General features: G+C 64.6%; 22 protein-coding genes. 7 read left to right on the plus strand and 15 right to left on the minus strand.

Going from position 1 to position 25,222, the window contains the following annotated elements; all coding sequences use genetic code 11:
• From ccoP to OX460_RS20475, 12 genes are all read right to left on the minus strand, one after another.
• Nucleotides 1-921: a cytochrome-c oxidase, cbb3-type subunit III gene (ccoP, locus tag OX460_RS20420; RefSeq protein WP_070278469.1), complete on the minus strand. Its 921-nt coding sequence runs from the start codon at nt 919-921 to the stop codon at nt 1-3.
• Nucleotides 914-1,117 carry a cbb3-type cytochrome c oxidase subunit 3 gene (locus OX460_RS20425; RefSeq protein ID WP_034782719.1) on the minus strand — a complete coding sequence of 68 codons (204 nt, stop codon included), beginning with the start codon at nt 1,115-1,117 and terminating at the stop codon, nt 914-916. Before OX460_RS20425 ends, ccoP begins: the two co-directional genes overlap by 8 nt.
• 1 nt (nt 1,118) lies before the next feature.
• A complete protein-coding gene (gene ccoO / locus OX460_RS20430) occupies nt 1,119-1,733 on the minus strand; it encodes a cytochrome-c oxidase, cbb3-type subunit II (protein ID WP_070278467.1) in 615 nt (204 codons plus the stop codon).
• A 15-nt stretch (nt 1,734-1,748) separates the two neighbouring features.
• Nucleotides 1,749-3,176, minus strand: coding sequence for a cytochrome-c oxidase, cbb3-type subunit I (ccoN, locus tag OX460_RS20435; RefSeq protein WP_034782722.1), 1,428 nt, complete (start codon nt 3,174-3,176; stop codon nt 1,749-1,751).
• Nucleotides 3,177-3,413: 237 nt separating this feature from the next.
• A complete protein-coding gene (gene ccoS, locus OX460_RS20440; protein ID WP_251349659.1) occupies nt 3,414-3,590 on the minus strand; it encodes a cbb3-type cytochrome oxidase assembly protein CcoS in 177 nt (58 codons plus the stop codon).
• Nucleotides 3,590-6,028, minus strand: a complete 2,439-nt coding sequence (locus tag OX460_RS20445; RefSeq protein WP_289899733.1) for a heavy metal translocating P-type ATPase — start codon at nt 6,026-6,028, stop codon at nt 3,590-3,592. The genes ccoS and OX460_RS20445 overlap by 1 nt, the downstream gene beginning before the upstream one ends.
• 22 nt (nt 6,029-6,050) lie before the next feature.
• Nucleotides 6,051-6,815: a sulfite exporter TauE/SafE family protein gene (locus tag OX460_RS20450; protein WP_289899734.1), complete on the minus strand. Its 765-nt coding sequence runs from the start codon at nt 6,813-6,815 to the stop codon at nt 6,051-6,053.
• A gap of 9 nt (nt 6,816-6,824) precedes the next feature.
• Nucleotides 6,825-8,273, minus strand: coding sequence for an oxygen-independent coproporphyrinogen III oxidase (gene hemN, locus OX460_RS20455; RefSeq protein WP_099666007.1), 1,449 nt, complete (start codon nt 8,271-8,273; stop codon nt 6,825-6,827).
• Between the two features lie 24 nt (nt 8,274-8,297).
• Complete coding sequence (locus tag OX460_RS20460; RefSeq protein WP_289899735.1) at nt 8,298-9,956, minus strand: PAS domain-containing methyl-accepting chemotaxis protein; 1,659 nt, start codon at nt 9,954-9,956, stop codon at nt 8,298-8,300.
• Nucleotides 9,957-10,151: 195 nt separating this feature from the next.
• Complete coding sequence (locus tag OX460_RS20465) at nt 10,152-12,263, minus strand: EAL domain-containing protein (protein ID WP_289899736.1); 2,112 nt, start codon at nt 12,261-12,263, stop codon at nt 10,152-10,154.
• Nucleotides 12,264-12,305: 42 nt separating this feature from the next.
• Nucleotides 12,306-12,737, minus strand: a complete 432-nt coding sequence (gene yiaA, locus OX460_RS20470; RefSeq protein ID WP_251349664.1) for an inner membrane protein YiaA — start codon at nt 12,735-12,737, stop codon at nt 12,306-12,308.
• An 84-nt stretch (nt 12,738-12,821) separates the two neighbouring features.
• Nucleotides 12,822-13,769, minus strand: coding sequence for a DUF808 domain-containing protein (locus OX460_RS20475; protein WP_289899737.1), 948 nt, complete (start codon nt 13,767-13,769; stop codon nt 12,822-12,824).
• A 191-nt stretch (nt 13,770-13,960) separates the two neighbouring features.
• Between OX460_RS20475 and OX460_RS20480 the strand changes: the two genes are divergently transcribed.
• The 3 genes from OX460_RS20480 to OX460_RS20490 all read left to right on the plus strand — a co-directional run bounded on the left by OX460_RS20480 (nt 13,961) and on the right by OX460_RS20490 (nt 17,113).
• Entirely contained in the window at nt 13,961-14,602 is a 642-nt protein-coding gene (locus OX460_RS20480; protein ID WP_289899738.1) for a LysE family transporter, read from the plus strand.
• A gap of 104 nt (nt 14,603-14,706) precedes the next feature.
• Nucleotides 14,707-16,467 (plus strand): DUF6600 domain-containing protein, encoded by a 1,761-nt coding sequence (locus OX460_RS20485; RefSeq protein WP_289899739.1) that lies wholly within the window; start codon nt 14,707-14,709, stop codon nt 16,465-16,467.
• A gap of 349 nt (nt 16,468-16,816) precedes the next feature.
• The gene (locus OX460_RS20490) at nt 16,817-17,113 is read left to right on the plus strand and encodes a DUF493 family protein (RefSeq protein ID WP_070223235.1); all 297 of its coding nucleotides are present in this window, start codon (nt 16,817-16,819) and stop codon (nt 17,111-17,113) included.
• Here the strand turns inward: OX460_RS20490 and OX460_RS20495 are convergent.
• Nucleotides 17,106-18,305, minus strand: a complete 1,200-nt coding sequence (locus OX460_RS20495) for a multidrug effflux MFS transporter (protein ID WP_289899740.1) — start codon at nt 18,303-18,305, stop codon at nt 17,106-17,108. The genes OX460_RS20490 and OX460_RS20495 overlap by 8 nt on opposite strands.
• A gap of 125 nt (nt 18,306-18,430) precedes the next feature.
• On the opposite strand from OX460_RS20495, the gene OX460_RS20500 reads away from it, so the two are divergent.
• The 4 genes from OX460_RS20500 to OX460_RS20515 all read left to right on the plus strand — a co-directional run bounded on the left by OX460_RS20500 (nt 18,431) and on the right by OX460_RS20515 (nt 22,536).
• Nucleotides 18,431-19,903: a PLP-dependent aminotransferase family protein gene (locus OX460_RS20500; protein ID WP_289899741.1), complete on the plus strand. Its 1,473-nt coding sequence runs from the start codon at nt 18,431-18,433 to the stop codon at nt 19,901-19,903.
• A 75-nt stretch (nt 19,904-19,978) separates the two neighbouring features.
• Nucleotides 19,979-20,683, plus strand: coding sequence for a lipoyl(octanoyl) transferase LipB (lipB, locus tag OX460_RS20505; RefSeq protein WP_099666016.1), 705 nt, complete (start codon nt 19,979-19,981; stop codon nt 20,681-20,683).
• A 37-nt stretch (nt 20,684-20,720) separates the two neighbouring features.
• The gene (gene lipA, locus OX460_RS20510; RefSeq protein ID WP_077398299.1) at nt 20,721-21,731 is read left to right on the plus strand and encodes a lipoyl synthase; all 1,011 of its coding nucleotides are present in this window, start codon (nt 20,721-20,723) and stop codon (nt 21,729-21,731) included.
• Between the two features lie 142 nt (nt 21,732-21,873).
• Entirely contained in the window at nt 21,874-22,536 is a 663-nt protein-coding gene (locus OX460_RS20515) for a uracil-DNA glycosylase (protein WP_289899742.1), read from the plus strand.
• 68 nt (nt 22,537-22,604) lie between these two features.
• On the opposite strand, the gene OX460_RS20520 is transcribed toward OX460_RS20515, so the two are convergent.
• Together OX460_RS20520 and OX460_RS20525 are read right to left on the minus strand one after the other, a co-directional pair.
• On the minus strand, nt 22,605-24,776 hold the full coding sequence (locus OX460_RS20520; protein WP_289899743.1) for a TonB-dependent receptor: 2,172 nt from the start codon (nt 24,774-24,776) through the stop codon (nt 22,605-22,607).
• Nucleotides 24,777-24,868: 92 nt separating this feature from the next.
• Nucleotides 24,869-25,213, minus strand: a complete 345-nt coding sequence (locus OX460_RS20525) for a hypothetical protein (protein ID WP_289899744.1) — start codon at nt 25,211-25,213, stop codon at nt 24,869-24,871.
• Nucleotides 25,214-25,222 lie beyond the last annotated feature (9 nt).

Below are 25,222 nucleotides of genomic sequence, written 5' to 3' on the forward strand. Positions count from 1 at the left end.
TTACTTTGCGGGTGCCTGCGGATTCGACAGGCTCCAGACATACGCCGACAGCACGTGTACCTTGGATTCGCCGAGGAAATCGCTGAAGGCCGGCATGGTGTTGCTGCGTCCCTTGCGTACGGTTTCCATGATGGTGTCGGCGCTGCCGCCGTACAGCCAGGTCTTGTCCGTCAGGTTTGGCGCGCCCAGCATCTGGTTACCCTTGGCATCGGCACCATGACAGGCCATGCAGGCGCCGAACTTGGCCTTGCCCAGCACGGACTTGACGGGATCCGAGGTCGAGCCGGACAGGCTCAGCACATAATGGGCCACGTTCTCGACATCCTTTTCGGACCCTAGGGCGGCGCCCATCGGTGGCATTTGCCCATTGCGGCCGTGCATGATGGTGGTCTTGATGATGTCGGGTTCGCCGCCATACAGCCAGTCCTTGTCGGTCAGGTTGGGGAAGCCCTTGTTGCCGCGCGCATCCGAACCGTGGCATTGCGCGCAGTAGGTCAGGAACAGGCGCTGGCCGATGGCTTGCGCCTGCGGATCGGCGGCCACCGTCTTCAAGTCCTGGCTCAGGTACTTGTTGAACAGGGGACCGTAGTCGGCTTCCGCCTTCTTCAGCTCTTCCTCGTACTGGCCCGTCGATTTCCAGCCCAGGCTGCCGGCATAGTTGCCCAGGCCCGGATACAGGAACAGGTAGGCCAGCGAGAAGACGATGGTGATGTAGAACAACCACATCCACCAGCGCGGCATCGGCGTATTGAGTTCCTTCAAGTCCTCGTCCCAGACGTGGCCCGTGGTGCCGTCAGCAGGGGCGCCCTCGACCACTTTGATTTTCGACTGCGAGTACAGCAGCACGCCGCAGCCGATGATGCCCAGCAGGGACAGCACGATGATGTAGATATTCCAGAAGCCATTGGTAAAGTCAGCCATGGTTATGCTCCTTCGCCAGGGTCATTTCGGCTTCGGCCGGATAGTCGAGCGCGTCGTCGGCGAACGGCAGGCGTGCCGCCGCGTCGAAGTCGCTGTTGCTGCGGCTGAACGTCCACCACAGGATGCCCACGAACGTCGTAAAGGAAACCACCGTCATGACGCTGCTGGCGCTGTCAAACAGGTTTTCGATTGCCATGCTAATTCCTTGTTTTGATTAATGTACCGAGGCCTTGCAGATAGGCGACCAGGGCGTCTTCTTCCGTCTTGTCCTGCAGCTGCGCGGGGCCGGCGGCGATCTCTTCATCGCTGTACGGCTGGCCCAGGCGTTTCAGGGCGCGCATCTTCGGCATGATGTCGTCAGGCACCAGCTTGGTCTTCGCCAGCCAGGGGTAGGACGGCATGTTCGACTCGGGCACCACGTCGCGCGGGTTGTTCAAGTGCGTGCGGTGCCATTCGTCGCTGTAGCGCGCGCCCACGCGGGCCAGGTCGGGCCCCGTGCGCTTGGAACCCCACTGGAACGGACGGTCGTAGACGAATTCGCCGGCGACCGAATAGTGGCCATAGCGTTCCGTTTCCGCGCGCAGCGGACGCACCATCTGCGAGTGGCAGTTGTAGCAGCCTTCGCGCACGTAGATGTCGCGGCCCGCCAGGCGCAGCGGCGAGTACGGCTTCAGGCCGGCGACGGGTTCCGTCGTGCTCTTCTGGAAGAACAGGGGGACGATCTCGACGGCGCCGCCGATGCTGATCACCACCGTGACCAGGGCGATCAGCAGCCAGGGGTTTCTTTCAATCCATGCATGTGAAAATTTCATTTGCTTTCGCTCCTATCAGGCGTGCGCCGCGTTCAGTTCCGGAATGCGGGCGACGGGGAGTTTGCTGCCGCGCAGCGTCATCCAGGTGTTGTAGCCCATGATGCACATACCCGACAGGTACAGCAGGCCACCGGCCACGCGCACCACGTAGTACGGATACGTCGCTTTCACGCTCTCGACAAAGGTGTAGGTCAGGGTGCCGTCCGGATTGACCGCGCGCCACATCAGGCCCTGCATCACGCCGGCGATCCACATTGCGGCGATGTACAGCACGATGCCGATGGTGGCCACCCAGAAGTGCACGTCGACCAGGCGCGTGCTGTGCATCTGCGTGCGGCCCGCCAGGCGCGGCAGCAGGTAGTAGATCGAACCCATGGTGATGAAGCCCACCCAGCCCAGGGCGCCCGCATGCACGTGGGCAACGGTCCAGTCGGTGTAGTGCGACAGCGAGTTGATGGTCTTGATCGACATCATCGGACCTTCGAAGGTGGCGATGCCGTAGAACGACAGCGAAACGATCATGAATTTCAGGATCGGGTCGGTGCGCAGCTTGTGCCAGGCGCCCGACAGGGTCATGATGCCGTTGATCATGCCGCCCCAGCTTGGTGCCAGGAGGACCAGCGAGAAGACCATGCCGATCGATTGCGTCCAGTCAGGCAATGCCGTGTAGTGCAGGTGATGCGGGCCCGCCCACATGTAGGTGAAGATCAGCGCCCAGAAGTGGACGATCGACAGACGATACGAGTACACGGGGCGCTCGGCCTGTTTCGGAATGAAGTAGTAGACCATGCCCAGGTAGCCGGCGGTCAGGATGAAACCCACCGCGTTATGGCCGTACCACCACTGGATCATGGCGTCCTGCACGCCCGCATAAGCGGAATACGACTTGGTGAACGAGGCTGGCATGACGGCACCATTGACCACGTGCAGAATCGTCACGGCCAGGATGTAGGCGCCGAAGAACCAGTTGGCCACGTAGATGTGCTTGACCTTGCGCTTGATCAAGGTGCCGAAGAAAACGATGGCGTAGGCGATCCAGACGACGGCGATGAGGATGGCGATAGGCCATTCCAGTTCCGCGTATTCCTTGCCGCGTGTCATGCCCAAGGGCAGGGTGACGACGGCGCACAGGATCACCGCTTGCCAGCCCCAGAACGTGAAGGCGGCCAGTTTGTCGGAAAACAGGCGCACCTGGCAGGTGCGTTGGACAACGTAGTACGAAGTAGCGAACAGGCCGCAGATGCCGAAGGCGAAAATCACCGCATTCGTGTGCAGCGGACGCAAGCGTCCGTATGTCAGCCATGGTATGTCGAGGTTCAGGGCAGGCCAGGCCAGCTGAGCGGCGATGATAACGCCAACCAGCATGCCGATGATGCCCCATACCACAGTAGCGACCGCGAATTGCTTCACGATCTTGTAGTTATAGTTCAGCGATTGATCCACAAAGACTCTCCCTGGAATTACTATTTATGATGGTGGCCAGAGAGTAAGTGTTTGACCGGGAAAAAACTTTGATGTGGATCAAAATTCCCCGGATGAAATAAGCGTAGCGAACTGGCATCGAAATAAAGTGATATTTCGATCAAAAAAGCCGGATAAGATCCCTGCAAGCGCTGCTTGACCTGTGTCAAAAGACGCTTGCCGGCGCTGGCGGGCGCCAGCGTATTGCGTGAGAAAAAGTCAGGCCGGCGGTTCGCCGGGTGCTGGCTTGGCCGGCGTATCGTCATCCTGCAGCACGCGCAGGCCAGGTCCGACGAGGTCGTCGAACTGGCCGCTGTCCGAGGCCGTGAAGTACACCCACAGGGCGATGAAGACGACCACGACGCTTAAGGGGATGAGGAGGTAGAGAGCTTCCATTAGACTTTCCGCAGGCGCAGGGCGTTGGCGATGACGACGGCCGAGCTGGCAGCCATGCCGACGCCGGACAGCCAGGGGTTGAGGAAACCCAACGCGGCGGCCGGGATGGCCGTCAGATTGTACAGGGTTGCCCAGCCCAGGTTTTCGCGGATGATGCGCATGCTACGCGCCGCCGTTTTCGCCGTGTCGAGCACGGAAACCAGTTGGCTCGACAGTAGCACCGTGTCCGCATGCGCCTGCGCCAGCGCGGCGCCGGAACCCATGGCGAAGGACACGTCGGCGCCGCTCAGCACGGCGGCGTCGTTGATGCCGTCGCCGACCATCGCCACCACGGCGCCCGTGGCCTGCAATTGCTGGACGAAATCGAGCTTTTCATCGGGCAGGCATTCGCCGCACGCCGTGTTGATGCCCAGTTCCGTCGCCACGCTTTGCGTCAGCGCTTCCTGGTCGCCGCTGAGCAGCACGACTTGCTTGCCGCGCCGGTGGAAATACGCGACGACGTCAGCCGCTTCCGGGCGCAACGCGTCGCTGAGCAGGAAACGCGTCAGCCAGCGCCCCTGCGTGCCCAGGTACAGCGGCGTCATGCCCTGCATGCCGACGGCCGTGTCGCCCAGCGGCGGCCCGGCGAGGGCGGCAACAAAAGCCGCATTGCCCAGGCGGTAGCGCACGCCGTCAACGATGCCTTCCAGGCCCTGGCCTTGCACTTCTTGCAATTGTTCCGCATGCGCGCGCGGCGGCTGTCCTGGCAAGCCCTCTGCCGCTGCCAGGATGGCCTGCGCCAGCGGATGGGCGCTGCCCGCTTCCAGCGCGGCGGCCACCTGCAGGCAAGCGTCCTCGCCCATGCTGCCGAGCCCCTCGGTTTGCCGCAGCACGGGCCGGCCCAGGGTCAGGGTGCCCGTCTTGTCGAAGACGATGTGGGTGGCGCGGTGCAAGGTTTCCAGCACATGCGGCTGGACGATCAGCACGCCGCGCCGCAGCAGGCTGTCGGTGGCGGCCGCCAGCGCCGTCGGCGTGGCGAGAGACAGCGCGCAGGGGCAGGACACGACCAGCACGGCGATGGCCACGGGCCACGCTTGCGACGGGTCATGCCAGCTCCAGAAGGCGAACACGGCGATGGCAAACAGCAGCAAGCCCAGCACGAACCAGGCGGCAACCTTGTCGGCCCATTGGGCGATCTGCGGCTTGCCGCTGCCGGCCCGCTCGATCAGTTTCAACAGGTCGGACAGGGTGCTTTCGCGCGCCGGTTTGAGCACGCGCAAGATGAGCGCCGCGCTGGCGTTGATCGCCCCGCCCGGCACCCGTTCTCCCGTTTTTCTCCGTTGCGCCGCGCTCTCGCCCGTCAACAGGGACAAATCGAGCGCGCTCGTGCCTTCGATGATGACGCTGTCGGCGGCGATCGCCTCGCCCGGTTTGACCAGAATCACGTCACCGACGGCCAGGCTGCCGGCCGGCACCAGGGTGGTGGCGCGGTCGTCCGGGAAGCCCGCCATCAGCGAGGCGGACGCGGGCAAGGCGTGCTGCAGGCGTTCGAGGGCCGAGGCGGCCTTGCGGCGCGCCTGCAGCTCGAAATAGCGGCTGCACAGCAGCAGGAAGATGAACATCGTGGCCGAGTCGTAATACACCTCGCCGCGGCCCGTGAAGGTCGCCACCACGCTGCCGAAGAAGGCCGCCAGGATGCCCAGCGCTACGGGCACGTCCATGCCCAGGGTGCGCGCGCGCAGGCTGGCCCAGGCGCCCTGGAAGAAGGGCATGGCCGAATAGCAGATGGCGGGCAAGGTCAGCAGCAAACTGGCCCAGCGCATCAGGCTGGCCATATTGTCATCCAGCGTGCCATCCTCGGCCAGGTAGGCGGGCGCCACGTACATCATCACCTGCATCATCGACAGGCCGGCGACGAACAGCTGGCGGCCCAGGGTCTTGCTGGCCTTTTGCAGGCGCTCGCCATGGCGCACGGCATCATACGGATAGGCCGTGTAGCCGACCTGGCGCACGGCTTGCAGGATGTCGCCCGGTTCGCATTCGGCACGGCTCCAGCGCACGTACAGGCGCTCCGTGGCGACGTTCAGGCTGGCCGCCTGCACGCCGGGCAGGCGCGTCAATTGACGCTCGATCAGCCAGACGCAGGCGGCGCAACGGATGCCTTCGACGGACAGGGTCGCTTCGCAGCTGCTGGCGTCGCGCGCGAATTGCGCGTCGTCATTGCTGTACAGGCGCAGCTCGGGCGGCATCAGGGTGGCATCAAACGCGTTGACGGCGTATTCATCGCGGTCGCGGTAGTACGCGCTCTGGCCGATGTCGACGATGGTTTGCGCCACCGCTTCGCAGCCGGGGCAGCACATGGCGCGCGGCACGTCGTCGATGGTGACGTTCCAGCTGGAACCACTCGGGACGGGCAAGCCGCAATGGAAGCAGGCGGAGGGTTGTAAAACAGCATTCATAGGTGTGGTTTCATGCGTCTGTTCATGGATGGCCCGTGACGCACAGGGCGTCGAGCCAGCCCAGCGACACGCCATTGGCGGCGCGCAGCAGGCCCAGCACGCCAAAGCCCAGCACCAGCAAGCCGCTGGCGATGCGCACGGGACGGCGCTGCATCTGCGCGCGCAGGCGCGTGCCCAGCAAGCCCATGCCCAGCAGGGTGGGCAGGGTGCCCAGGCCGAAGGCGGCCATGGCGGCCGCGCCGTTCAGGGCCGAGCCTTGCATCATGGCCGTCAGCAGGGCGCTGTAGACCATGCCGCACGGCACCCAGCCCCACAGACCGCCCACGGCCAGCGCCTTGAATGGCGTATCCATCGGCATCAGCGGCTTCAACAGGGGGCGCACGCGGCGCCAGATCACGTTGCCGGCCGCTTCCAGGTGCGCCAGGCCGCGCCAGGCATCCATCAGGTACAGGCCCAGGGCGACGAGCATCAGGTTGGCCAGCCAGTAGCCGGCCACTTGCAGGGACGCCAGGTGCAGCATGCCGGCGCCCGCCAGGCTGCCGGCCAGGGCGCCGGCCAGCATGTAGCTGCCTATGCGCCCGCCGTTGTAGGCCAGCACGCGCAGCACGTTCGTCTGCACGTTGGTCTGCAATGCGGGGCGCGCCACGGCGATGGCAATGACGGGGCGCGCGGGCGCAGCGCCACCGCCCAGCGACAGGGCGCCCACGATGCCGCCGCACATGCCGATGCAGTGCACGCTGCCGGCCAGGCCGACCAGGAACATGGGCACGAGGCTCAGGGCGTTCATCGCGCGGCGCTACACCGTTTTCGAGTAGCGCAGCGGCTGCACGGCGTCCGGCGCCGTATTGGCGCGCGCCAGGGTCAGGTAGCGGTCGAAGACCATGCAGATATTGCGGATCAACAAGCGCCCTTTCGGCGTCACCGTCAGCCAGTCTTCCTCGATGACGAGCAAGCCGTCGCGCGCCAGTTCGCGCAGCTTGTCCAGCTCGGCGGCGAAGTAGCTGCGGAATTTGACGGGGTGCGCTTGCTCGATGGTGGCGATCGACAGTTCGAAATTGCACATCAGCATCTGGATGATGATACGGCGCAACAAATCGTCCGTATCGAGCTTGATGCCGCGCGCGATCGGCAGCACGCCTTCGTCGAGCTTTTCATAGTACGCGTCGAGCGTCTTTTCATTCTGGCTGTACACGGCGCCCACGGAACTGATGGCCGACACGCCGCAGGCGATCAGGTCCGCCTCCGCGCGCGTGGAATAGCCCTGGAAGTTGCGGTGCAGGCGGCCCTGGCGCTGCGCCACGGCCAGGTCGTCCGTCGGCTTGGCGAAATGGTCCATGCCGATGTACACATAGCCGGCGGCCGTCAGGCGCGCGATGCACAGGCCCAGCATGGCCAGCTTGGTGGCGCTGTCGGGCATGTCCGCGTCGAGGATGCGGCGCTGCGGCTTGAACAGGTGCGGCATGTGCGCGTAGTGGTACAGGGCGATGCGGTCGGGGCTGGCATTGATCACCTTGCGCAGGGTTTCCGTCATGGTGTCCAGGTTCTGTTTCGGCAAGCCGTAGATCAGGTCGATGCTGATCGAGCGGAAACCGGCGTCGCGCGCCGCCTGCATGATGGCCACCGTTTCCGCTTCCGGCTGGATGCGGTTGACGGCTTTTTGCACGTCGGCGTCGAAATCCTGCACGCCCAGGCTGATGCGGTTGAAACCTTGCGCGCGCAGCGAAAACACGCGCTCGCGAGACACGGTGCGCGGGTCGATTTCGATCGAATATTCGCCGTCTTCATCGGACGCGAATTCGAAATGCTGGCGCAGGTGCGCCATCAGCTCATCCATCTGCTTTTCGCTCAGGTAGGTGGGCGTGCCGCCGCCGAAATGCAGCTGTTCGATCTGGTTCATGCCGGCAAACAGCTTGCCCTGCATGGCGATTTCCTGCTTTAAATAGCTGAGGTAGGTGGCCGCCTTGCTGCGGTCTTTCGTGATGATCTTGTTGCAGGCGCAGTAGTAGCACAGGGTGTCGCAGAATGGCACGTGCACGTACAGCGACAGGGGACGGCGGCCGCCGCGCATGCGCAGGGCGGCCAGCGCTTCGAGGAAGTTGCCGTAGCCAAATTCCGCATTGAAACGGTCGGCGGTCGGGTAAGACGTGTAGCGCGGGCCGGACTGGCTCATCTTGCCGATGATGACCGGGTCGAATTCGACGACGGCGTCCAGGTCGGCGGAAGCACTGCTGAGTAGTGTAGGCATGATGTGTGTAAAGTCTTGAAAGGTTTAGGCGGCCAGGCGTTTCATGGCGGGCTTGCCGGCGTTCGCGGCGCCAGACTTGCCGCCAGGCATGGCGACGCGGCGCGGTGGCGGCATCTTGCCGAAATTGAACAGGCTCACGGCTTGCGACAGGCTGGCCGCTTCTTCCGCCAGGCGCGTGGCGGCCGCAGCGGCTTCTTCCACCAGGGCCGCGTTCTGTTGCGTCACCTGGTCCATGTGGGCGATGGCCTGGTTGACCTGGTCGACGCCGATGCTCTGTTCGCGCGAGGCGATGGAAATTTCCTGCATGATGGCCGTCACCTGCTTGACGGAGCTGACCACCTGTTCCATGGTGGCGCCGGCGCGGTTGACCTGCAGCATGCCGGCGCCCACCTTGCCGACGGAAATTTCAATGAGTTGCTTGATATCCTTGGCTGCCACGGACGAGCGCTGCGCCAGGTTACGCACTTCGCCCGCCACCACGGCGAACCCCCTGCCCTGCTCGCCGGCGCGGGCCGCTTCCACGGCCGCGTTCAAGGCCAGGATGTTGGTCTGGAAGGCGATGCCTTCGATCAAGCCGATGATGTCGACGATTTTCTTCGACGAGGTGTTGATCTCGTCCATGGTGGTGATCACTTCGGAAACGATCTCGCCGCCCTGCACGGCCACTTTCGAGGCGGCCACGGCCAGTTCATTCGCCTGCACCGAGTTGTCCGCATTCTGTTTCACCGTCGACGAGAATTCCTCGATGCTCGAGGCCGTCTCTTCCAGGCTGGCCGCCTGCGATTCCGTGCGGCCCGACAAGTCCATATTGCCGACGGCGATTTGCTTGGTGGCCACGGCCATGGTTTCCACGTTGATGCGCACGTCGCGGATGGTGGCGATCAGGTTGCTGTTCATCTGTTGCAGCGCGCGCAGCAGTTGTCCCACTTCATCCGTGCTCTCCGTTTCAAAACTGCCCGACAGGTCGCCCGCGGCGATCGCCCGCGCGCCGTTCAGGGCCTTGCCCAGCGGCTTGAGCACGGACATGCGCAATGTGTACCAGAGGAAAACGTTGATCAGGAAACCGAACAGGGTGGCGCCGAAGATGGCGTAATTGGTGATCTGGCCGCCGCTGGCGAACAGGCTGATGACGCACACCAGCAGTTGCAGGCAGTTGACGATGGAGGTGGCGGCCCAGATGCGCAGGTTGAGCGACATGTGCGTCAGGCTGTGCAGCAGGTGCGCCAGGCCCGGGCGCACGATCTGCCCGTTCTTGATGACGATGTTGCCGCCTTCCTTGTTGCGGATGGCCGCGTAGGCTTCTTCGGCGGCCTTGACCTGGTCCTTGTCCGCCTTGACGCGCACGGACATGTAGCCGATGGTCTTGCCCGCTTCGCGGATGGGGGTGACGTTGGCGCGCACCCAGTAGAAATCGCCGTTCTTGCAGCGGTTCTTGACCAGGCCCGTCCACGGCGTGCCGGCCTGGATCGAGGTCCACAGGTCGGCGAACGCTTCGGCCGGCATGTCCGGGTGGCGCACGATGTTCTGGGGCGAACCGAGCAGCTCGGCCTCGCTGAAGCCGCTGACCTGACTGAAGTAGGGGTTCACATACACGATATTGCCGTTCATATCCGTTTTCGACACGATAGCCTGATCGTCCAAGACGAGGACTTCACGGTTAGTCACTGGCAAATTTTGTCGCATGGTCGCGGCTTCCTGATCAGTTAAATAGGCAATTGGTGAGTAAGACTTGCACGATTGCAAGAATGGAGATCAGTGTAAGGAGTCGCCTGCGCAAATTTATTGATGTAGATCAAAATCCTCAAGATTGGTCGTGCTTGCACGCATTTAGCGATAGCAATGCGGCATTGTTTTAAAGATATTGGTTGCCGTCGGCGCTTAATCTGCGCCCGCCGTCAGCGGCCGCAGGCTGCCCACGGCGTAGCCTTGCGCATAGTCGATGCCCAGTTCGCGGATGACGGCCAGGGTGGCTGCGTCTTCCACGTATTCGGCCACCGTTTCCAGGCCCATCACGTGGCCCACTTCATTGATGGCCTTGACCATGGCGCGGTTGATGGCATTGGTGGCGATGTCGCGCACGAAGACGCCGTCGATCTTCAAATAGTCGACGGGCAGGGCTTTCAGGTAGCCGAACGAGGAAAAGCCGCTGCCGAAGTCATCGAGCGAGAAGCGGCAGCCCAGGGCCTTGAGCTGGCGCATGAACACTTGTGCCTTGGGCAGGTTGGCGATGACGGCCGTTTCCGTGATTTCAAAGCAGATTTGCTCGGGCGCAATCGCGAATGCCACGAATTGCTCGGTGATGTAGTCGTGCAAGCCGGCATCGGCCAGCGACATGCCCGACAGGTTGACGGAATACAGGGCCGGTGCGCGGCGCCGGCTTTCCGCCAGCGCGGCCAACGGCGGCAGGCTGTCGCGCACGCTCTGGATATGCGCGCAGACGGCGCGGATGACCCAGCGGTCGATGGACAGCATCATGTCGTAGCGTTCGGCGGCCGGGATGAAGGCGCCCGGCAAGATCAGGTCGCCCTTGCTGTTGCGGATGCGGATCAGCACTTCGTCGTGGTGTTCCGGGCTGTCGCGCAGGTGCACGATGGGCATGGCGTACAGGCGGAAATAATCGTGGACGAACGCTTCGTTCAGGCGCGAGATCCACAGCATTTCGCCATGCCGCTGCGCCAGCATGACGTCGGACTCCTGATAGATATGGATGCGGTTGCGGCCCTGCTCCTTGGCCAGGTAGCAAGCCTGGTCGGCCGCGCTCAGCAGCTCGCTCATGGACTTGCTGTCCTGGCTGATTTCCACGATGCCGATGCTCACGCCCAGCTCGAAGCTGCGTTCGTCCCAGGCGAAACGGAATTCGCGCACGGACTGGCGCAGCTGGTCGCCGATCAGGCGCGCATGTTCGAGCGGACAGTGCGGCAGCAGCACGCCCAGCTCGTCGCCGCCCAGGCGCGCCAGGATATCGCTGTCGCGCATCCGCCCCTGCAGCATCTTGGCCAGCAGCTGCAGCAGCATGTCGCCGGCGCCGTGGCCGCAGGTGTCGTTGATGACCTTGAACTGGTCCAGGTCCAGGTACAGCAGCGCATGCGCGTGGCCATCCTGCTTGGCCGTGCGCAGGGCACCGGCCACCAGGTGTTCGAATTCGCGCCGGTTGATCAGGCCCGTCAGGGTGTCGTGCGTGGCTTGCCACGACAGTTCCTGGCTCAGCTTACGCTCGTGGCTGACGTCGCGGAACACGACGACGGCGCCGAGGATGTGGCCGTCGCGCGACCAGATGGGCGCGGCCGATTCCTCGACGGCGATGCGCCGCCCGTCGCGCGTGACCAGTTGCGAGCGGGGCGAAATGCCGATGGCCTGGCGCTGTTGCAGGCAGCGCATGGCCACGTGCTCGCGCGCTTCGCCCGTGCGTTCATCGGCCAGCGGCATGGTCAGGCCGATGTCCAGGCCCTGCGCCAGCTCGTTGCTCCAGCCCGTCAATTGCTCGGCCACCCGGTTCAGGTAACGCGTCTTGCCCTGCGGATCGGTGGTGATGACGCCGTCGCCGATGGAGCTGAGCGTCACTTCGGCCAGTTCCTTGCGCTCGGCGATCATCAGTTCGCGCGCCATGTGCTCGGTGATATCCCAGATGATGCCCAGGGTGCGGTCGGCCTTGCCGCCGGCATTGACGAAGACTTGTGCCTTGGCCGCCAGCCAGTGCTCGCTGCCGTCGGGCCAGACGACGCGGTATTGCAGGGCGTAGCCGCCGCGCCGGCGCACGCCGTCCTGCAGCACGTTGACCACCTTGTCGCGGTCGCCGGCGTGCACGCAGTCGAGAAAGCTGCGGAATGGCTGCGTCAGCGCGCGTTCTTCCAGGCCCAGCAAGGTGGCGCCCTTGGCCGACCAGCTGACCGTGCCGTCGATGACCTGGCCAGCGACGATGCGCGAATCCCAGATCGCCATGTGCGCCGCCTCCAGCGCCATCTGCAAACGTTTCTGCTGGTCGCCCATCATCCTCTCCCGACATGGATACAGGAATAGACGCGCCGCTGGTGTTTAAGTTCCCGGCAGCTCGGCGGGTGTGCTGGCCGAGGCGCGCGCCACGTCGCGCACGTTCTTTTGCACGGCCACGGCAGCAAACAGGCTGAGCAGGAACGCCATGGCATAAAACCCTTTCTCGCTGTTTTGCAGGGTGGCGTTCCACAGGCCCACGGTCAATAACAGCAAGGCCAGCAGCACGGAAATCCAACACAGGCCGAAATAGATGCCCGTCACGGCGATGCCTTCGCTGCGGTCGCGCACGGATTTCTGCAGCGAGATGGCGGCGAACAGGCCATACATGAGGATGGTGAAGTAATAGCCCTTCTCGTTGAGGGCCATCGTGGCGTTCCACAGGCCGGACAGATAGGTGACGATGCCGATCAGCAATGCCGCCCAGGAGGCGCCGATGAAGGCGCTGCTGGGGCGTGGGGCGGGGGAAGTCTGCATAGGGTCTCCATGGGCAGCGGGCGCCGCCGGCATGGCCGGGGCGGCAGGCACGGATGCGCCTGCCGCTCCATCAGACCAGAAAGCTTATTTGCTTGGCTTGATCATGCGCAACAAAGCCGACACGGCCGTGACGCCGGCCAGCACCAGGCCGCCGGCGATGAGGCCGGCCACCGCGTTGATCAGGCTGGGCGTGACGGCGGCCAGCACGGGGCCGATGCCGGCCACGCCGCCGACGGCTTCCTCGACGTGGTGCAGCATGCCGCTGGCCCACGGCCAGCCGTGCGTCAGGATGCCGCCGCCGACCATGAACATGGCCAGGGTGCCCACCACGGAGAGAAACTTCATCAGTTTCGGCGCCGCCGAGACGAGCATGCGGCCAAAGCCGCGCACGCCGTCCATCAGCGCGCCCGCGCCCTTGCGCGCCGCCAGGTAAAAGCCCGCGTCGTCGAGCTTGACGATGCCGGCCACCAGGCCATACACGCCCACCGTCATGATGATGGCGATGCCGACGACGACGGCTACCTGCTCGGCGAAGGTGGCGGCGGCCACCGTGCCCAGGGCGATGACGATGATTTCCGCCGACAAAATGAAGTCGGTGCGGATGGCGCCCTTGATCTTGTCCTTTTCCAGCGCCACCAGGTCCACCTTCGGGTCGCGCAGCGCCTGCGCCAGCTCGGCCTTGTGGCTGTCGTCCGGGTGCAGGTATTTGTGGGCGATCTTTTCGAAGCCCTCGAAGCACAGGTAGGCGCCGCCCACCATCAGCAGCGGCGTGATGGCCCATGGCGCAAACGCGCTGATGGCCAGCGCGGCGGGCACGAGGATGGCCTTGTTCTTCAGCGAACCGACGGCGACGGCCCACACGACGGGCAGTTCGCGCTCGGCGCGCACGCCGGCCACCTGCTGCGCGTTCAGGGCCAGGTCGTCACCGAGCACGCCGGCCGTCTTCTTGGCGGCCACCTTGGTCATCAGGGAAACGTCGTCGAGGATACTGGCGATGTCGTCGAGCAGGGCCAGCAGGCTGGAGCCGGCCATCTCAGCGCACTCCCGCGGTGGTGGCAGGGAATCGTGGAGCGAGGAAAGTGTTGTTTTTCATGATGTTATTCTTGGTTGTACGGCAAGGGGTGACGTGGGTCAGGCATGACCGCGATCTTACCTCAGGCAGGGCCGGCAGGGCCGCACGGGCCGGGTTAAAATTGCCTCTCGTCCTCATTTTTGGAAACCGCATGCCCTTTGCCACCTGGATCACCTTTGTCGTCGCCGCCTCCATCATCGCCGTCTCGCCCGGCTCGGGCGCCGTGCTGTCGATGTCGCATGGCTTGTCGTACGGGGTGAAAAAGGCCAGCGCCACGATTCTCGGCCTGCAACTGGGCCTGCTGGTGGTGCTGGGCATCGCCGGCGCCGGCGTGGGTTCCCTGCTGCTCGCTTCCGAAGTGGCCTTCAATATCGTCAAGACGGTGGGCGCCTTGTACCTGATCTACCTGGGCCTGTCGCAATGGCGCGCCAAGGTGGCGGTGACGGGCGACCTGCATGCCGACGCCGTGGTGCCGTCCATGGGCCGGCGCGTGCTGACGGGTTTCTTGACCAATGTGACGAATCCGAAGGGCATCATCTTCATGGTGGCGGTGTTGCCGCAATTCATCAGCCCGACGTCTCCGCTGCTGCCGCAATTGCTGATCCTGGCCGTCACCATGTGCACGATCGACCAGATCGTCATGCACAGCTACGCCTTTCTCGCCTCGTCGATGCAGCGCTTCTTCCGCGACGCGCGCGCCGTGAAAAAGCAGAACCGCTTCTTTGGCGGCTTGCTGATGGCCGTCGGCGCCGCCCTGTTCTTCGTCAAGCGCGGCGGCCAGGCGGCCCCCTGAGCCAGAGCAATATGCAAACATTTGTAAGCCCGCTTGCGATGTCCGCCCGATGCGGATGTAATCGGTAGCATGTCATCCTTGTAAGTCCTGCCTGGAGCGCTGCCATGCGTCCGACCCTGTCTTTCCCCTTCTTGAACACCGTGTGCGCCGTGCTGCTGTCGTCGGCGTGCTCCCTGGCTCTGGCGCAGGACCCGCCCGCCCGCGTGGGCCGCATTTCCACCGTCGAAGGGCAGGTGCTGGTGCGCGCCGGCGATGGCGAGGCGCAAAATGCCCTGCTGAACTGGCCCGTCACGACGGATAACCGCTTGACCACCCGGCGCGGCGCGCTGGCGGAGTTGCGCGTGGGCGCGGCCGCCGTGCGCCTCGATGGCGATTCCGAGCTGGAAGTGAGCGAGCTCGATGACGACAGTTTCAAATTGCACCTGGGCTATGGCACGGTCAGCGTGCGCGTACGCAATCCCGATGCGCTGCGCGGCTTCGAGCTGACCACCGCCCAGGCCCGCGTGATCCTGACACAGCCGGGCTGGGTGCGCATCGAGGCGGGGCGTCAGCCCGGCACCAGTGTCGTCAGCGTGCTCGATGGCGCGGCCGACGTGGATGGCGCGACGGGCAGCGTGACCTTGCGTGCCGGCAAGCGCGCCGAGTTGACGGACGAGGAATTGCGCACAGGCGCCTTGCAGAGGATCGCCTTCGACAACTGGCCCGAAGCCTTGCCCGCCGCCGCGCCGGCCTTGCGCTATGTCACGGACGATACCACCGGCTATGAAGAGCTGGACCGCTACGGCGCCTGGCAGGACGATGCGGAATACGGCCCCCTGTGGCTGCCTGCCAGCGTGCCGCTGGGCTGGGCGCCGTACAGCGACGGGCGCTGGACGTGGATCGCGCCGTGGGGCTGGACCTGGGTCGACAATGCGCCGTGGGGCTATGCGCCCTCGCATTACGGCCGCTGGGTGCTGCTGGGCCAGCGTTGGGGCTGGGCCCCGGGCCGTGAGCGCGGCCGCGTGCCCTGGGCGCCTGCGCTGGTGGGCTGGGTGGGCGGCAATCACGCGACAAATCACGGCCAGCATCCCGGCGTGGGCTGGTTCCCCCTGTCGCCGCACGAGCGCTACGTGCCCGGCTACCGCGCCAGCGCGGAGTATGAACGCCGCATCAACCGCGTGGCCGAAGGCCGGCGTTCCGTGGCGGGCGAGCGCGAACGCCGCGAGGGTATGACGATGCTGCCGAGCGAGCGTTTTGGCGGCGCCCGCACGGTCGACGTGCCGCGCCGCAACCGCACCATCATGCCGGCCCCCGTGCTGCAAAGCATGCCCTTGAGCACGCCACCTGCGCCGGCGGGCAACTGGCAGCGCCACGTCGATGCGCCGCGCCAGCAAGATGGATTCCGGCGCGACTGGGTCAACCGCCCTGGCCGTTTGCAGACGGACGATGGCCAGACGCACCTGGCGCCGCGTCCCATGCAGCCGAACCGGCCGCCCGTGCCGCAACAGCCACCGATGCCGGCCCAGCCCCGGATGCCGGCGGTGCCTGCCTTGCCGCCCGTGCAAGACCCGGTGGCCCATCCCGGTTGGCGCGGCGAGGAGCGGCACCGCGCCGAACGGCCGCAGCCGCGGCCGGACGGCAGGGAGCATGCAGAGCGTGGCGGCCGTCGCGAAGTGCTGCAGACGGCGCCGCCGCCTGCCATGCCTGCGCCACCGCCCGTGGCCCAGCCACGGCCCGCGCCGCCGATGCCGGCCCCTGCGGCGCGTCCGGCACAGGAGGCGCGCGGTGGCGAACGCAGCGGGCCGCCACGTGAACGGGGCAATGACAGGGCCAATGAGCGCGGCGGTCCCGGCCGCAATGGCCGGATGCAGGAAACGGAGCGCTGAAGGGGGCGCTGGCGCTGGCCGCCTGTCCGTTCGGGCATGGATTATCGACGTTCAAGCCGCCAAAGCGACCGTTCATCACATGCCGGAGGTAAAGTCGCCGTGTTTTGTCTACAGTGGCGTCATTGCAGCACAGCGCAATGCCTGACTGGCTGACAGCACCGATTTTCCGGCTATTTTGTCCAAACGAAATAGTTTTCGCCAGCTTACAAAGCTGGCTTTTTTTTTCCGCGCCCCTGGTGCCATGGCAACGGCGCAGGCGCTGCCAAAGTTGGCTACAATACGTCTTTACGCAGCCGCCGCGCGCCATGCGCCGCGCCGTCTGTTCTGACCGGCACTGATAGGATTTCCCATGCAAACGACCCCACCCACCGAAGTGACGATTCCTCCCAGCGAATCGCTGATCGAATACCCGAGCGACTTTCCCATCAAGATCATGGGTCCGACGCATGTCGATTTCGCCCCCACCATGCTGGAACTGGTGATCAGCCACGATCCGACCTTCCACGTGGGCCGCATGGAAGAGCGCCCATCGGGCAAGGGCAATTACACGGGCCTGACCGTCACCGTGCGCGCCATCAGCCGCGAACAGCTCGATGCCCTGTACATGGCGCTGTCGGGCCACCCGATGGTCAAGATCGTCATGTAAGGCTGGCTGCCGCCACGCTGGCCCGGCTCTTCGTGAGCAGCCAGACGGCGGCAAAGGCGCCACTGGCCGCCGCCGTCACCCACAGCAACGGCTTTGCGCTGCCGTCCGTGATGGCCGCGATGACGGCGCCGCAGGCGGCCGTGATGAGCATTTGCACGAAGAAGAACAGGCCCGAGGCGCTGCCCGCTTGGGCGCCATACGGCTGCAGCACGGCCAGTTGGCAGGCGGGAATCGCCATGCCCACCGACACCATCACCAGCAGCATCGGCGCCACCAGCGACGCCACGTGTTGCGGCGCCAGAGTCCCCGCCAGCAACAGGCTGGCCGCACCCGCCACATTGATCAGCACCGCCATGCCCAGCATGTAGTCGGCACCCAGGCGCGGTCCCAGCGCGCGGAACAGGCTCGATCCCGCGATATAGCCGCTGACCGTCAGCGCGAACACCAGCGCATACTCGTGCGACGACAGGTGCATGCCCCTTTGCAATAGCACGGACGATTCCGCGATGAATGGGAAATACGTGCAATACACGCAGCCGATGGCCAGCGCATAGCGCAGGAAATACGCGTCGCCCAGCAGGCGGCGGTACAGCGCCAGGGTATTTCCCTGTGGTACGACGCTGGCCGGTCTGGTTTCCGGCACCCAGGCGGCGATCAGCCCCAGCGACAGCGCGCCCAGCAGGCACAGCACGCCAAACACGGCGCGCCAGCCGAACGCCGCGTCAATCACGCTGCCAGCCAGCGGCGCCAGGATCGGCGACAAACCCATCACCATCGAGATTTTGCCCAGCATGCGCGCCTGCGTGGCGGGGTCGAAGCGGTCGCGCACCATGACCCGGCCGATGATGGTGCCGCTGCAACCGCCGAACGCCTGCAGCACCCGCGCGGCGATCAGCACGTGGACGTCGGAGGTCACGCTGCAGACGATGCTGGCGAGCACATAAATGCCCGTGCCGGCCAGCAGCACGGGCCGGCGTCCGTAACGGTCGGCCAGCGGCCCGCAGGCGAGCATCGAGGCGGCCGAGCCGGCCATGAACAGGCTCAGTGTCAGTTGCAACTGGGCATCGCTGGCATGCAGGGCATCGGCCATGGCCGGCAGCGAAGGCAAATAGATGTCGATGCTGATGCGCGACAGGCAGACCAGCAGCAGCACGATGCCGCCCCAGGCCCATAAAGCGAGTTGTTTCTGCATTGTTTTACACGATCCAGGCAAGCGTGCGCCCCGCTGGCGCACCGGAACGGTGAGAGTAGAATGTTTGTGGTGTAATGCGAAGTGCCAGTCATCAGAAAATTCATTGGACCACTTGGACGATTATTATGCCGCGAGGAAAATCACCGCACGCCCTGGACTTGCCTCGCCCCACCAGCTGGCTCGACAAGGCGGGCGTCAACAAGCAGGATGGCGCGTATGAAGCGCTGCGCTCGGCCATCCTGACGAAGATGTTGCCGGCGGGCAGCCGTTTGCCATCCAGCCGCACCCTGGCGGAACGGTGGGAGTTGTCGCGCGGCACCATCGAAACCGTGTTCGACCGCCTGCACGCGGAAGCGTACGTGACGCGCGTGCCCGGTTCCGGCACGCGCGTGTGCGCCGTCGTGCCGGAGCGCTTCCTGATGGCGGGCCTGGGCGACGCCGTTCCCGCCCCGCTGGCCGTGGCGCCCGCGCCTGCCTCGGATACGGGCGTGCGCGACGGCTTGCCCTTCGTGGCGCGGCGCGCCGACGCCAGCCTGTTTCCCATGGCCGCCTGGTCCAAGTGCGCCACGCGGGCGCTGGCCGCCGCCACGCCGGAGCAGCTGTGCAGCGCCGATCCCGCCGGCTTGCCCGAACTGCGCCAGCAGATCGCCGATTTCCTCGCCAAGTACCGCGGCGTGCGCTGCGACCCGCAAGACATCCTTGTCACGACCGGCATCCGCCACGCGATCGACTTGCTGGCGCGCAGCATCGTGCGCGAGGGCGACAAGGTGTGCCTGGAGGAACCGGGCTATCCGGCCGCGCGCGCCCTGTTCGCCCTCGCGGGCGCCGTGCCGGTGGACATAGCCGTCGACGCCGAGGGCATCGATGGCGCCGCCCTGGCCGCGCACGCGGATGCCCGCCTCGCCTACGTGACGCCGGCGCACCAGTCGCCGCTGGGCGTGACCATGTCCGTCACGCGCCGCCTGGCCTTGCTGGAATGGGCGAACGACCACGGCGCGTGGGTGCTGGAAGACGATTACGACAGCGAATTCAATTACCAGAGCGCGCCGCTGGCAGCCTTGAAGGCGCTGGACCAGTACCAGCGCGTGATTTACTGTGGTAGTTTTAACAAGACCCTGTTTGCCGGCCTGCGCGTGGGCTTCATGGTGCTGCCGCCCGCCTTGCGGCCGCAGTTGCTGCGCACCCTGCAGTTGACGGGCAGGTCCGTGGGCGTGACGGAGCAGCTGGCGCTGTCCGCCTGGATGGAGGATGGCGCTTTCGTGCGCCATTTGCGCCAGGCGCGGCTGGCCTACAAGGAGCGGCGCGACCTGCTGCTGGCCTGCCTCGAGCAGATTGCCCCCGGGCGCTACGCTATTTCCGGCCAGCAAGCGGGTTTTCATTGCGTGCTGTGGTTGCCGCCGGGCAGCGACGAGCGGGCGTTTTGCGCGCGCGCGGCGCACGAGGGGCTGGCGCTGCAGCCGCTCGGTGATTTTTGTCACAGCGCACAATTGGCGCCAGCCGTGCTGCTGGGCTACACGGCCTTGAATGGGCCCCAGATACGCCATGCTGCACAAAAATTGGGCAGATTGCTGCTGTTGCCGGAGTCTGCCCCGGAATGAAACGGCGGCCTGGCTTATAATCACGGCTTCGCCGCAGCGTCCGCAGGGCGCCGGCAGCTGATTACAGAATCCGTCATGACCACCACCCGAACCGAAACGGCGCTGATCCGCGAGCTGGGCCGCGTCGATTACGAGCCGACCTTTGCCGCCATGCGCGCCTTTACCGACGCGCGCACGACGGACACGCGCGACGAACTGTGGGTCGTCGAGCATCCGCCCGTATTCACCCTGGGCCTGGCGGCCGACCGCGGCCACCTGCTGGCCGGCGCGGAGAATGTGCCCGTGGTGCAGACGGACCGTGGCGGCGAAGTGACGTTCCACGGCCCCGGCCAGGTGGTGATTTACCTGCTGATGGACTTGCGCCGCAACAAGCCGGGCGGCAAGCTGTATGCGCGCCAGTTCGTGCATAAAATCGAGCAAGCCATCATCAACGTGCTGGCGGCGTATAATCTCGCTGGCGAACGCATCGATGGCGCGCCTGGCATCTATATTGCCGGCGGACCAGACAAGGGTGCGAAGATCGCCGCGCTGGGCTTGAAAGTGCGCGGCAACGGCTGCACCTACCATGGCGTGTCGCTCAACGTGGCGATGGACTTGGCACCGTTTTCCTGGATTAACCCTTGCGGCTATTCCGGCCTGAAGACGGTGGACATGCGCAGCATGGGCGTGTTGGCGCCGCTGGCCGACGTGCAGCGGGCCCTGGCCCACGAATTGACCGTATTACTCGATGTAAGCGAAGTAAACAGCGCCGCAGGCGCGCCTCAGGCAGCGGATGCCTGAGCAAACAAACCAACATGCCCCTCAAGGGCTTGCAGCCATGACTTCTGAGACCATTTCCAGCACCGCCCCCGCCGCTCCCGCCGCCTACAACCCGAGCGAAAAGCAAAAAGGCGCCAGCAAGACTTCGCGTATCCCGATCAAGATCATTCCGATCGAGCAAGTCGAGCGCCTGAAAAAGCCGGACTGGATCCGCGTCAAGGCCGCTTCGGCATCGACCCGCTTCTATGAAATCAAGGACATCCTGCGCGAAAACAAACTCGTGACGGTGTGCGAGGAAGCCAGCTGCCCGAACATCGGCGAATGCTTCGGCAAGGGCACGGCCACCTTCATGATCATGGGCGACAAGTGCACGCGCCGCTGCCCGTTCTGCGACGTCGGCCATGGCCGCCCGGACCCGCTGGACAAGGAAGAGCCGGCCAACCTGTCGAAAACCATCGCCAAGCTGCGCCTGAACTACGTCGTCATCACCTCCGTCGACCGCGATGACTTGCGCGACGGCGGCGCCGGCCATTTCGTCGAGTGCATCCAGCAAACGCGCGCCCTGTCGCCGAACACCCGCATCGAAGTGCTGGTGCCCGACTTCCGCGGCCGCCTGGAAAAAGCCCTGAACCTGTTCAAGGATGGCTTGCCTGATGTCATGAACCACAACCTGGAAACGGCGCCGCGCCTGTACAAGGAAGCCCGTCCCGGTTCCGACTACATGCACTCGCTGAAGCTGCTGAAAGACTTCAAGGCCATGTACCCGGACGTGAAGACCAAGTCCGGCATCATGGTGGGCCTGGGCGAGACGGACGAGGAAATCCTGCAAGTCATGCGCGACATGCGCGAGCACGATATCGACATGCTGACCATCGGCCAATACCTGGCCCCATCGAACAGCCACTTGCCCGTGCGCCGCTACGTGCACCCGGACGTGTTCAAAATGTTCGAGGAAGAAGCCTATAAAATGGGCTTCACCCACGCCGCCGTGGGCGCCATGGTGCGCAGCTCGTACCACGCGGATGAACAGGCGCACAGCGCCGGCGTGGAATCGGCGCTGAATTTCTAAGCACCTTTCGCTGTATCAAAGCCGCCCGCTCGCGCTGGCGGCTTTTTTTTGCCTGTTCGAATCGTATGCGTCTCATCCGGCCGGGCGTTCTATACTATCGTGCTGAAAATGCATGGTTGACGAATAGGCTATGAGGTGAGGCATGGACGTACGCATCGACGCATCGTGGAAGGCGCGGCTGGAGGCGGATTTCGCCGACCCTTACTGGAAACGCCTGGCCGCCTTCGTGAAGGCGGAATATGCGGCGGGGCCGTGCTGTCCACCCGGAAAAACCATCTTCCGGGCGTTCGACCTGACGCCGTTCGAGCAGGTGAAAGTCGTGATCCTGGGGCAAGACCCGTATCACACGCCGGGCGCGGCCATGGGACTGTGCTTTTCCATCCCCGACGGCACGCCGCCGCAGCCCAGCCTGCAGAATATTTTCAAGGAATTACAGAGCGACGTCGGTATCGAACGTACCCGCACGGATTTGTCCGACTGGGCGCAGCAAGGGGTATTTTTGCTCAACAGCGTGCTGACGGTGCGCGCGGGGGCGGCCGGTACGCATGCGGGCAAGGGGTGGGAAAAGCTGACGGACAGCGCCATCCGCCACCTGTCCGCCGAGCGCAGCAATCTCGTCTTCATCCTGTGGGGTGGCTACGCGCAAGCCAAGCGGTCCCTGATCGACCCCGGCAAGCATTTGGTGCTGACGGCGCCCCATCCATCTCCCTTGTCGGCGAATAAAGGTTTCTTTGGCAGCAAGCCGTTCAGCCTGGCAAATGCGTATTTGCAAGCGCACGGCCAGACGGCCATCGCCTGGGGATAAGGCATGACACGGTACGGCAACCGACAGCGGCAGGCGTTGCTCCCTGCCGCTGTCTTCGCGCGTAACTCTTAGAAGCTTGTTGATAAACCCGCATAGATGCTGCGGCGGGCGCCGTACTGCGGCGCTCCCACGCCCACGCCGGAACCGTCGCGCAGCAGGTAGGACTTGTCGAACAGGTTGATCAGGGCCAAACGTCCTTCCACCTTGCCGACCGGCGTATTTTTCCACGTGTGCGTGAGCGCCGTGTTGACGGTGAAGTAACTCGGCAAATGGCCGGAATTCGGCGCGCCGCCATCCGGCGTCATGCGCAGGCCGCTGCCGTAGAGGAAGTCAGCGCTCACTTGCGAATCGCCGAAGTGATAATGGCCGCCGCCGGACAGCGTGTATTTCTGGTCATGATCGAGATAGACATAGTTCTTGCTGATGTAGTTCAACTCATCGGCGCCAAACAGGGCCTGGCCCGAATTGATGTTGCGGCCCTGCGCCTTTTGCGTGCTGGCGTTGAGGAACAGGCCCCAGTTTTTCTCGCTGTAGATGGCCGATAATTCCAGGCCCTTGGCGTAGCCATCCGCATAGTTGAACGGCGTCAAGATCAATGCCTGGCCGAACTGGCCTTCGTCGAGCAGGTTGTTGATCTTTTTATAGTACACATCGGCCGTCACGGTCAGCTTCGGACTCACCTGGTGGCTGATGCCCACGTCGTAATAATGCGTGCGTTCGGCCTTGACGTTGTCCGACTGGCCGATTTCCGGCGCATTCGTCGTGTTCGCGTACAGGTCGATGCTGCCTTGTGCCGCCAGTTCCTGCGGCGGCGGCGTGAAGTAGCGCGAATAGCCCGCGTGCAGGGCCGTGCCCGGCGCCAGCTGGTATGCCAGGTTCACGCGCGGGCTCCATTGCTGCTCGCTCGTGTAGGCCGACACCTTGTCGAAGCGGGCGCCATAGTTCAGGGTCAAGGGTTTGCTGATATGCCATTCATCCTGCAGGTAGAAACTGGCCAGGGTGCCCGTCTTGCCGCTGTTGTCGACGATGGAAACCGGCGTGGTGGCGCTTTGCGCGCCGTCCAGCGCCGGGAAGACGGCCACCGTGTTGTCGCTCGTCGTCTTCTGGCGCGTGTAGGCCAGGCCGGCGCGCACGGTATGGTCCTGGTGCAACTTGTAGCTGATATCGAACTGGGCACCCGAGGCGCTGTTCGCGCGGCGCGAATCCGACGCCACGCCGTTGTAGATCAAGTCGCCGATGGCATCGGGCGTGAAGTGCAGCTCCGAATACTGGTGGAAGGCGGAGACCTGGTAATTGAGGTCGCCCAGGCTCTTTTGCAGCGACAGCACGAGGAAGCGGTTCACTTCGCGCTGGTTTTCATTCAGCTGCGACGACGGCAAGGTGGACGTGCCCGCCTGCGCATCGCTGTGATCGGCCAGCGAGAAGCCTGGCGCCTGGTCCGGATTGTTCGGGATCTGGAAACGGCCGTTATACGTGCCGAACATGGCGCCCAGGCGCGTGTTGTCATCGAGGAAATACGACAGGCTGCCGAACGATTTGTTCTGGCGCGTCTTGTCGTGCAGGGCGCTGCGCGTGTCCTGCGGGTTTTCCACGCCCAGGGAATTGCCCAGGTAGCTGCCGGACAGGTAGTAATTGAACTTGCCCACGCTGCCGAAAAATTCGGCACTCGGCTCCACATGGTCGTGGCTGCCGACCATGACGCCGATGCGCCCGCCCGGCGTCATGCCGCCCTCCTTCGTTTCGATGTCGACGATGCCGGCCGTGCGCAGGCCGAACTGGGCCGGCAAGGCGCCCGTCATGAAATCCGTCTTGTCGATCAGGCGCGTGTCGATCGACTGGCCAAAGCCGCTGATGCTTTCCGGCAATTGCACGCCATTGATGCGGTATTGCACGTTGGCATGGTCGTCGCGCACGTGCAGGGCGCCGGAACCCTTCGAATCCTGCGATACGCCCGGCAGGCGCAGCAGTACTTCGTTGAATGGTGTGTTGTCGCCCTGGCCCAGCATGTCGACCATGTGGCTGTCGATGCTGTAGATGGTGGTGCCGACTTTCGGCGACAGTTCGATGCGCGCGCTTTTCAAATGGGCGGACGTGACTTCCACTTTTTGCATCTCTTGCGGCGCAGCATCGGCGCCGGACGCTGCCGGGCTGGCATCCGCGGGCTCGGCGGCATGGGCGGAAAAGCTGAACAGGCTGGCAAGGGCGAGCGATAGCGCGCTCAGGCGTGGTGTGTGTTGCATGGTGAACCTCGAAAATAGTCTACGCCAGGCGGCCCGGCGCGCATGAGGGCGCGGCGGTGCAGCCTGAAAAAAGGATAAAAACAGTGTGGGAACTACAACGAGGCGGCAGGCGGGCCGCGCACGGGCGGCAGGATGAGGGCGGCGGCGGGCGCCAGGGTGGCGGGCGCGATGGCCAGCAAGCGGTACGGCAATAACTGGGCGGGCGGCTCGGTGACGGCCGGCGGCACGGCGAGATCGGCCACCTTGTCGATGGCCGTGGCGCACAGCGCACACTCTTCCGCGTCGAGGGTCGTCTTGTGCAGGTGCGACGCGGCCGTCGACAGCAGGAACACGAGGGCCAGCGCACTGAACAGCGCCACGCACAGCCGCCACGGCGTGCGCGCGAGGGCGGAAGCACCGTGATGAGCAAGCTTGCGGGTGGGCTGGCGGGAAGACATGGGCGCATA

The organism is Janthinobacterium sp. SUN033, from assembly GCF_030397595.1.
In the GTDB taxonomy this organism is placed as follows: Bacteria; Pseudomonadota; Gammaproteobacteria; order Burkholderiales; family Burkholderiaceae_D; genus Janthinobacterium; species Janthinobacterium kumbetense.

Excerpts from the sequence above, each read along its gene's own strand:
- ccoP (WP_070278469.1), bottom strand. The coding sequence starts at position 921 with ATGGCTGACTTTACCAATGGCTTCTGGAATATCTACATCATCGTGCTG.
- OX460_RS20425 (WP_034782719.1), bottom strand. The coding sequence starts at position 1,117 with ATGGCAATCGAAAACCTGTTTGACAGCGCCAGCAGCGTCATGACGGTG.
- ccoO (WP_070278467.1), bottom strand. The coding sequence starts at position 1,733 with ATGAAATTTTCACATGCATGGATTGAAAGAAACCCCTGGCTGCTGATC.
- ccoS (WP_251349659.1), bottom strand. The coding sequence starts at position 3,590 with ATGGAAGCTCTCTACCTCCTCATCCCCTTAAGCGTCGTGGTCGTCTTC.
- OX460_RS20445 (WP_289899733.1), bottom strand. The coding sequence starts at position 6,028 with ATGAATGCTGTTTTACAACCCTCCGCCTGCTTCCATTGCGGCTTGCCC.
- OX460_RS20450 (WP_289899734.1), bottom strand. The coding sequence starts at position 6,815 with ATGAACGCCCTGAGCCTCGTGCCCATGTTCCTGGTCGGCCTGGCCGGC.
- hemN (WP_099666007.1), bottom strand. The coding sequence starts at position 8,273 with ATGCCTACACTACTCAGCAGTGCTTCCGCCGACCTGGACGCCGTCGTC.
- OX460_RS20460 (WP_289899735.1), bottom strand. The coding sequence starts at position 9,956 with ATGCGACAAAATTTGCCAGTGACTAACCGTGAAGTCCTCGTCTTGGAC.
- OX460_RS20465 (WP_289899736.1), bottom strand. The coding sequence starts at position 12,263 with ATGATGGGCGACCAGCAGAAACGTTTGCAGATGGCGCTGGAGGCGGCG.
- yiaA (WP_251349664.1), bottom strand. The coding sequence starts at position 12,737 with ATGCAGACTTCCCCCGCCCCACGCCCCAGCAGCGCCTTCATCGGCGCC.
- OX460_RS20475 (WP_289899737.1), bottom strand. The coding sequence starts at position 13,769 with ATGGCCGGCTCCAGCCTGCTGGCCCTGCTCGACGACATCGCCAGTATC.
- OX460_RS20480 (WP_289899738.1), top strand. The coding sequence starts at position 13,961 with ATGCCCTTTGCCACCTGGATCACCTTTGTCGTCGCCGCCTCCATCATC.
- OX460_RS20485 (WP_289899739.1), top strand. The coding sequence starts at position 14,707 with ATGCGTCCGACCCTGTCTTTCCCCTTCTTGAACACCGTGTGCGCCGTG.
- OX460_RS20490 (WP_070223235.1), top strand. The coding sequence starts at position 16,817 with ATGCAAACGACCCCACCCACCGAAGTGACGATTCCTCCCAGCGAATCG.
- OX460_RS20495 (WP_289899740.1), bottom strand. The coding sequence starts at position 18,305 with ATGCAGAAACAACTCGCTTTATGGGCCTGGGGCGGCATCGTGCTGCTG.
- OX460_RS20500 (WP_289899741.1), top strand. The coding sequence starts at position 18,431 with ATGCCGCGAGGAAAATCACCGCACGCCCTGGACTTGCCTCGCCCCACC.
- lipB (WP_099666016.1), top strand. The coding sequence starts at position 19,979 with ATGACCACCACCCGAACCGAAACGGCGCTGATCCGCGAGCTGGGCCGC.
- lipA (WP_077398299.1), top strand. The coding sequence starts at position 20,721 with ATGACTTCTGAGACCATTTCCAGCACCGCCCCCGCCGCTCCCGCCGCC.
- OX460_RS20515 (WP_289899742.1), top strand. The coding sequence starts at position 21,874 with ATGGACGTACGCATCGACGCATCGTGGAAGGCGCGGCTGGAGGCGGAT.
- OX460_RS20520 (WP_289899743.1), bottom strand. The coding sequence starts at position 24,776 with ATGCAACACACACCACGCCTGAGCGCGCTATCGCTCGCCCTTGCCAGC.
- OX460_RS20525 (WP_289899744.1), bottom strand. The coding sequence starts at position 25,213 with ATGTCTTCCCGCCAGCCCACCCGCAAGCTTGCTCATCACGGTGCTTCC.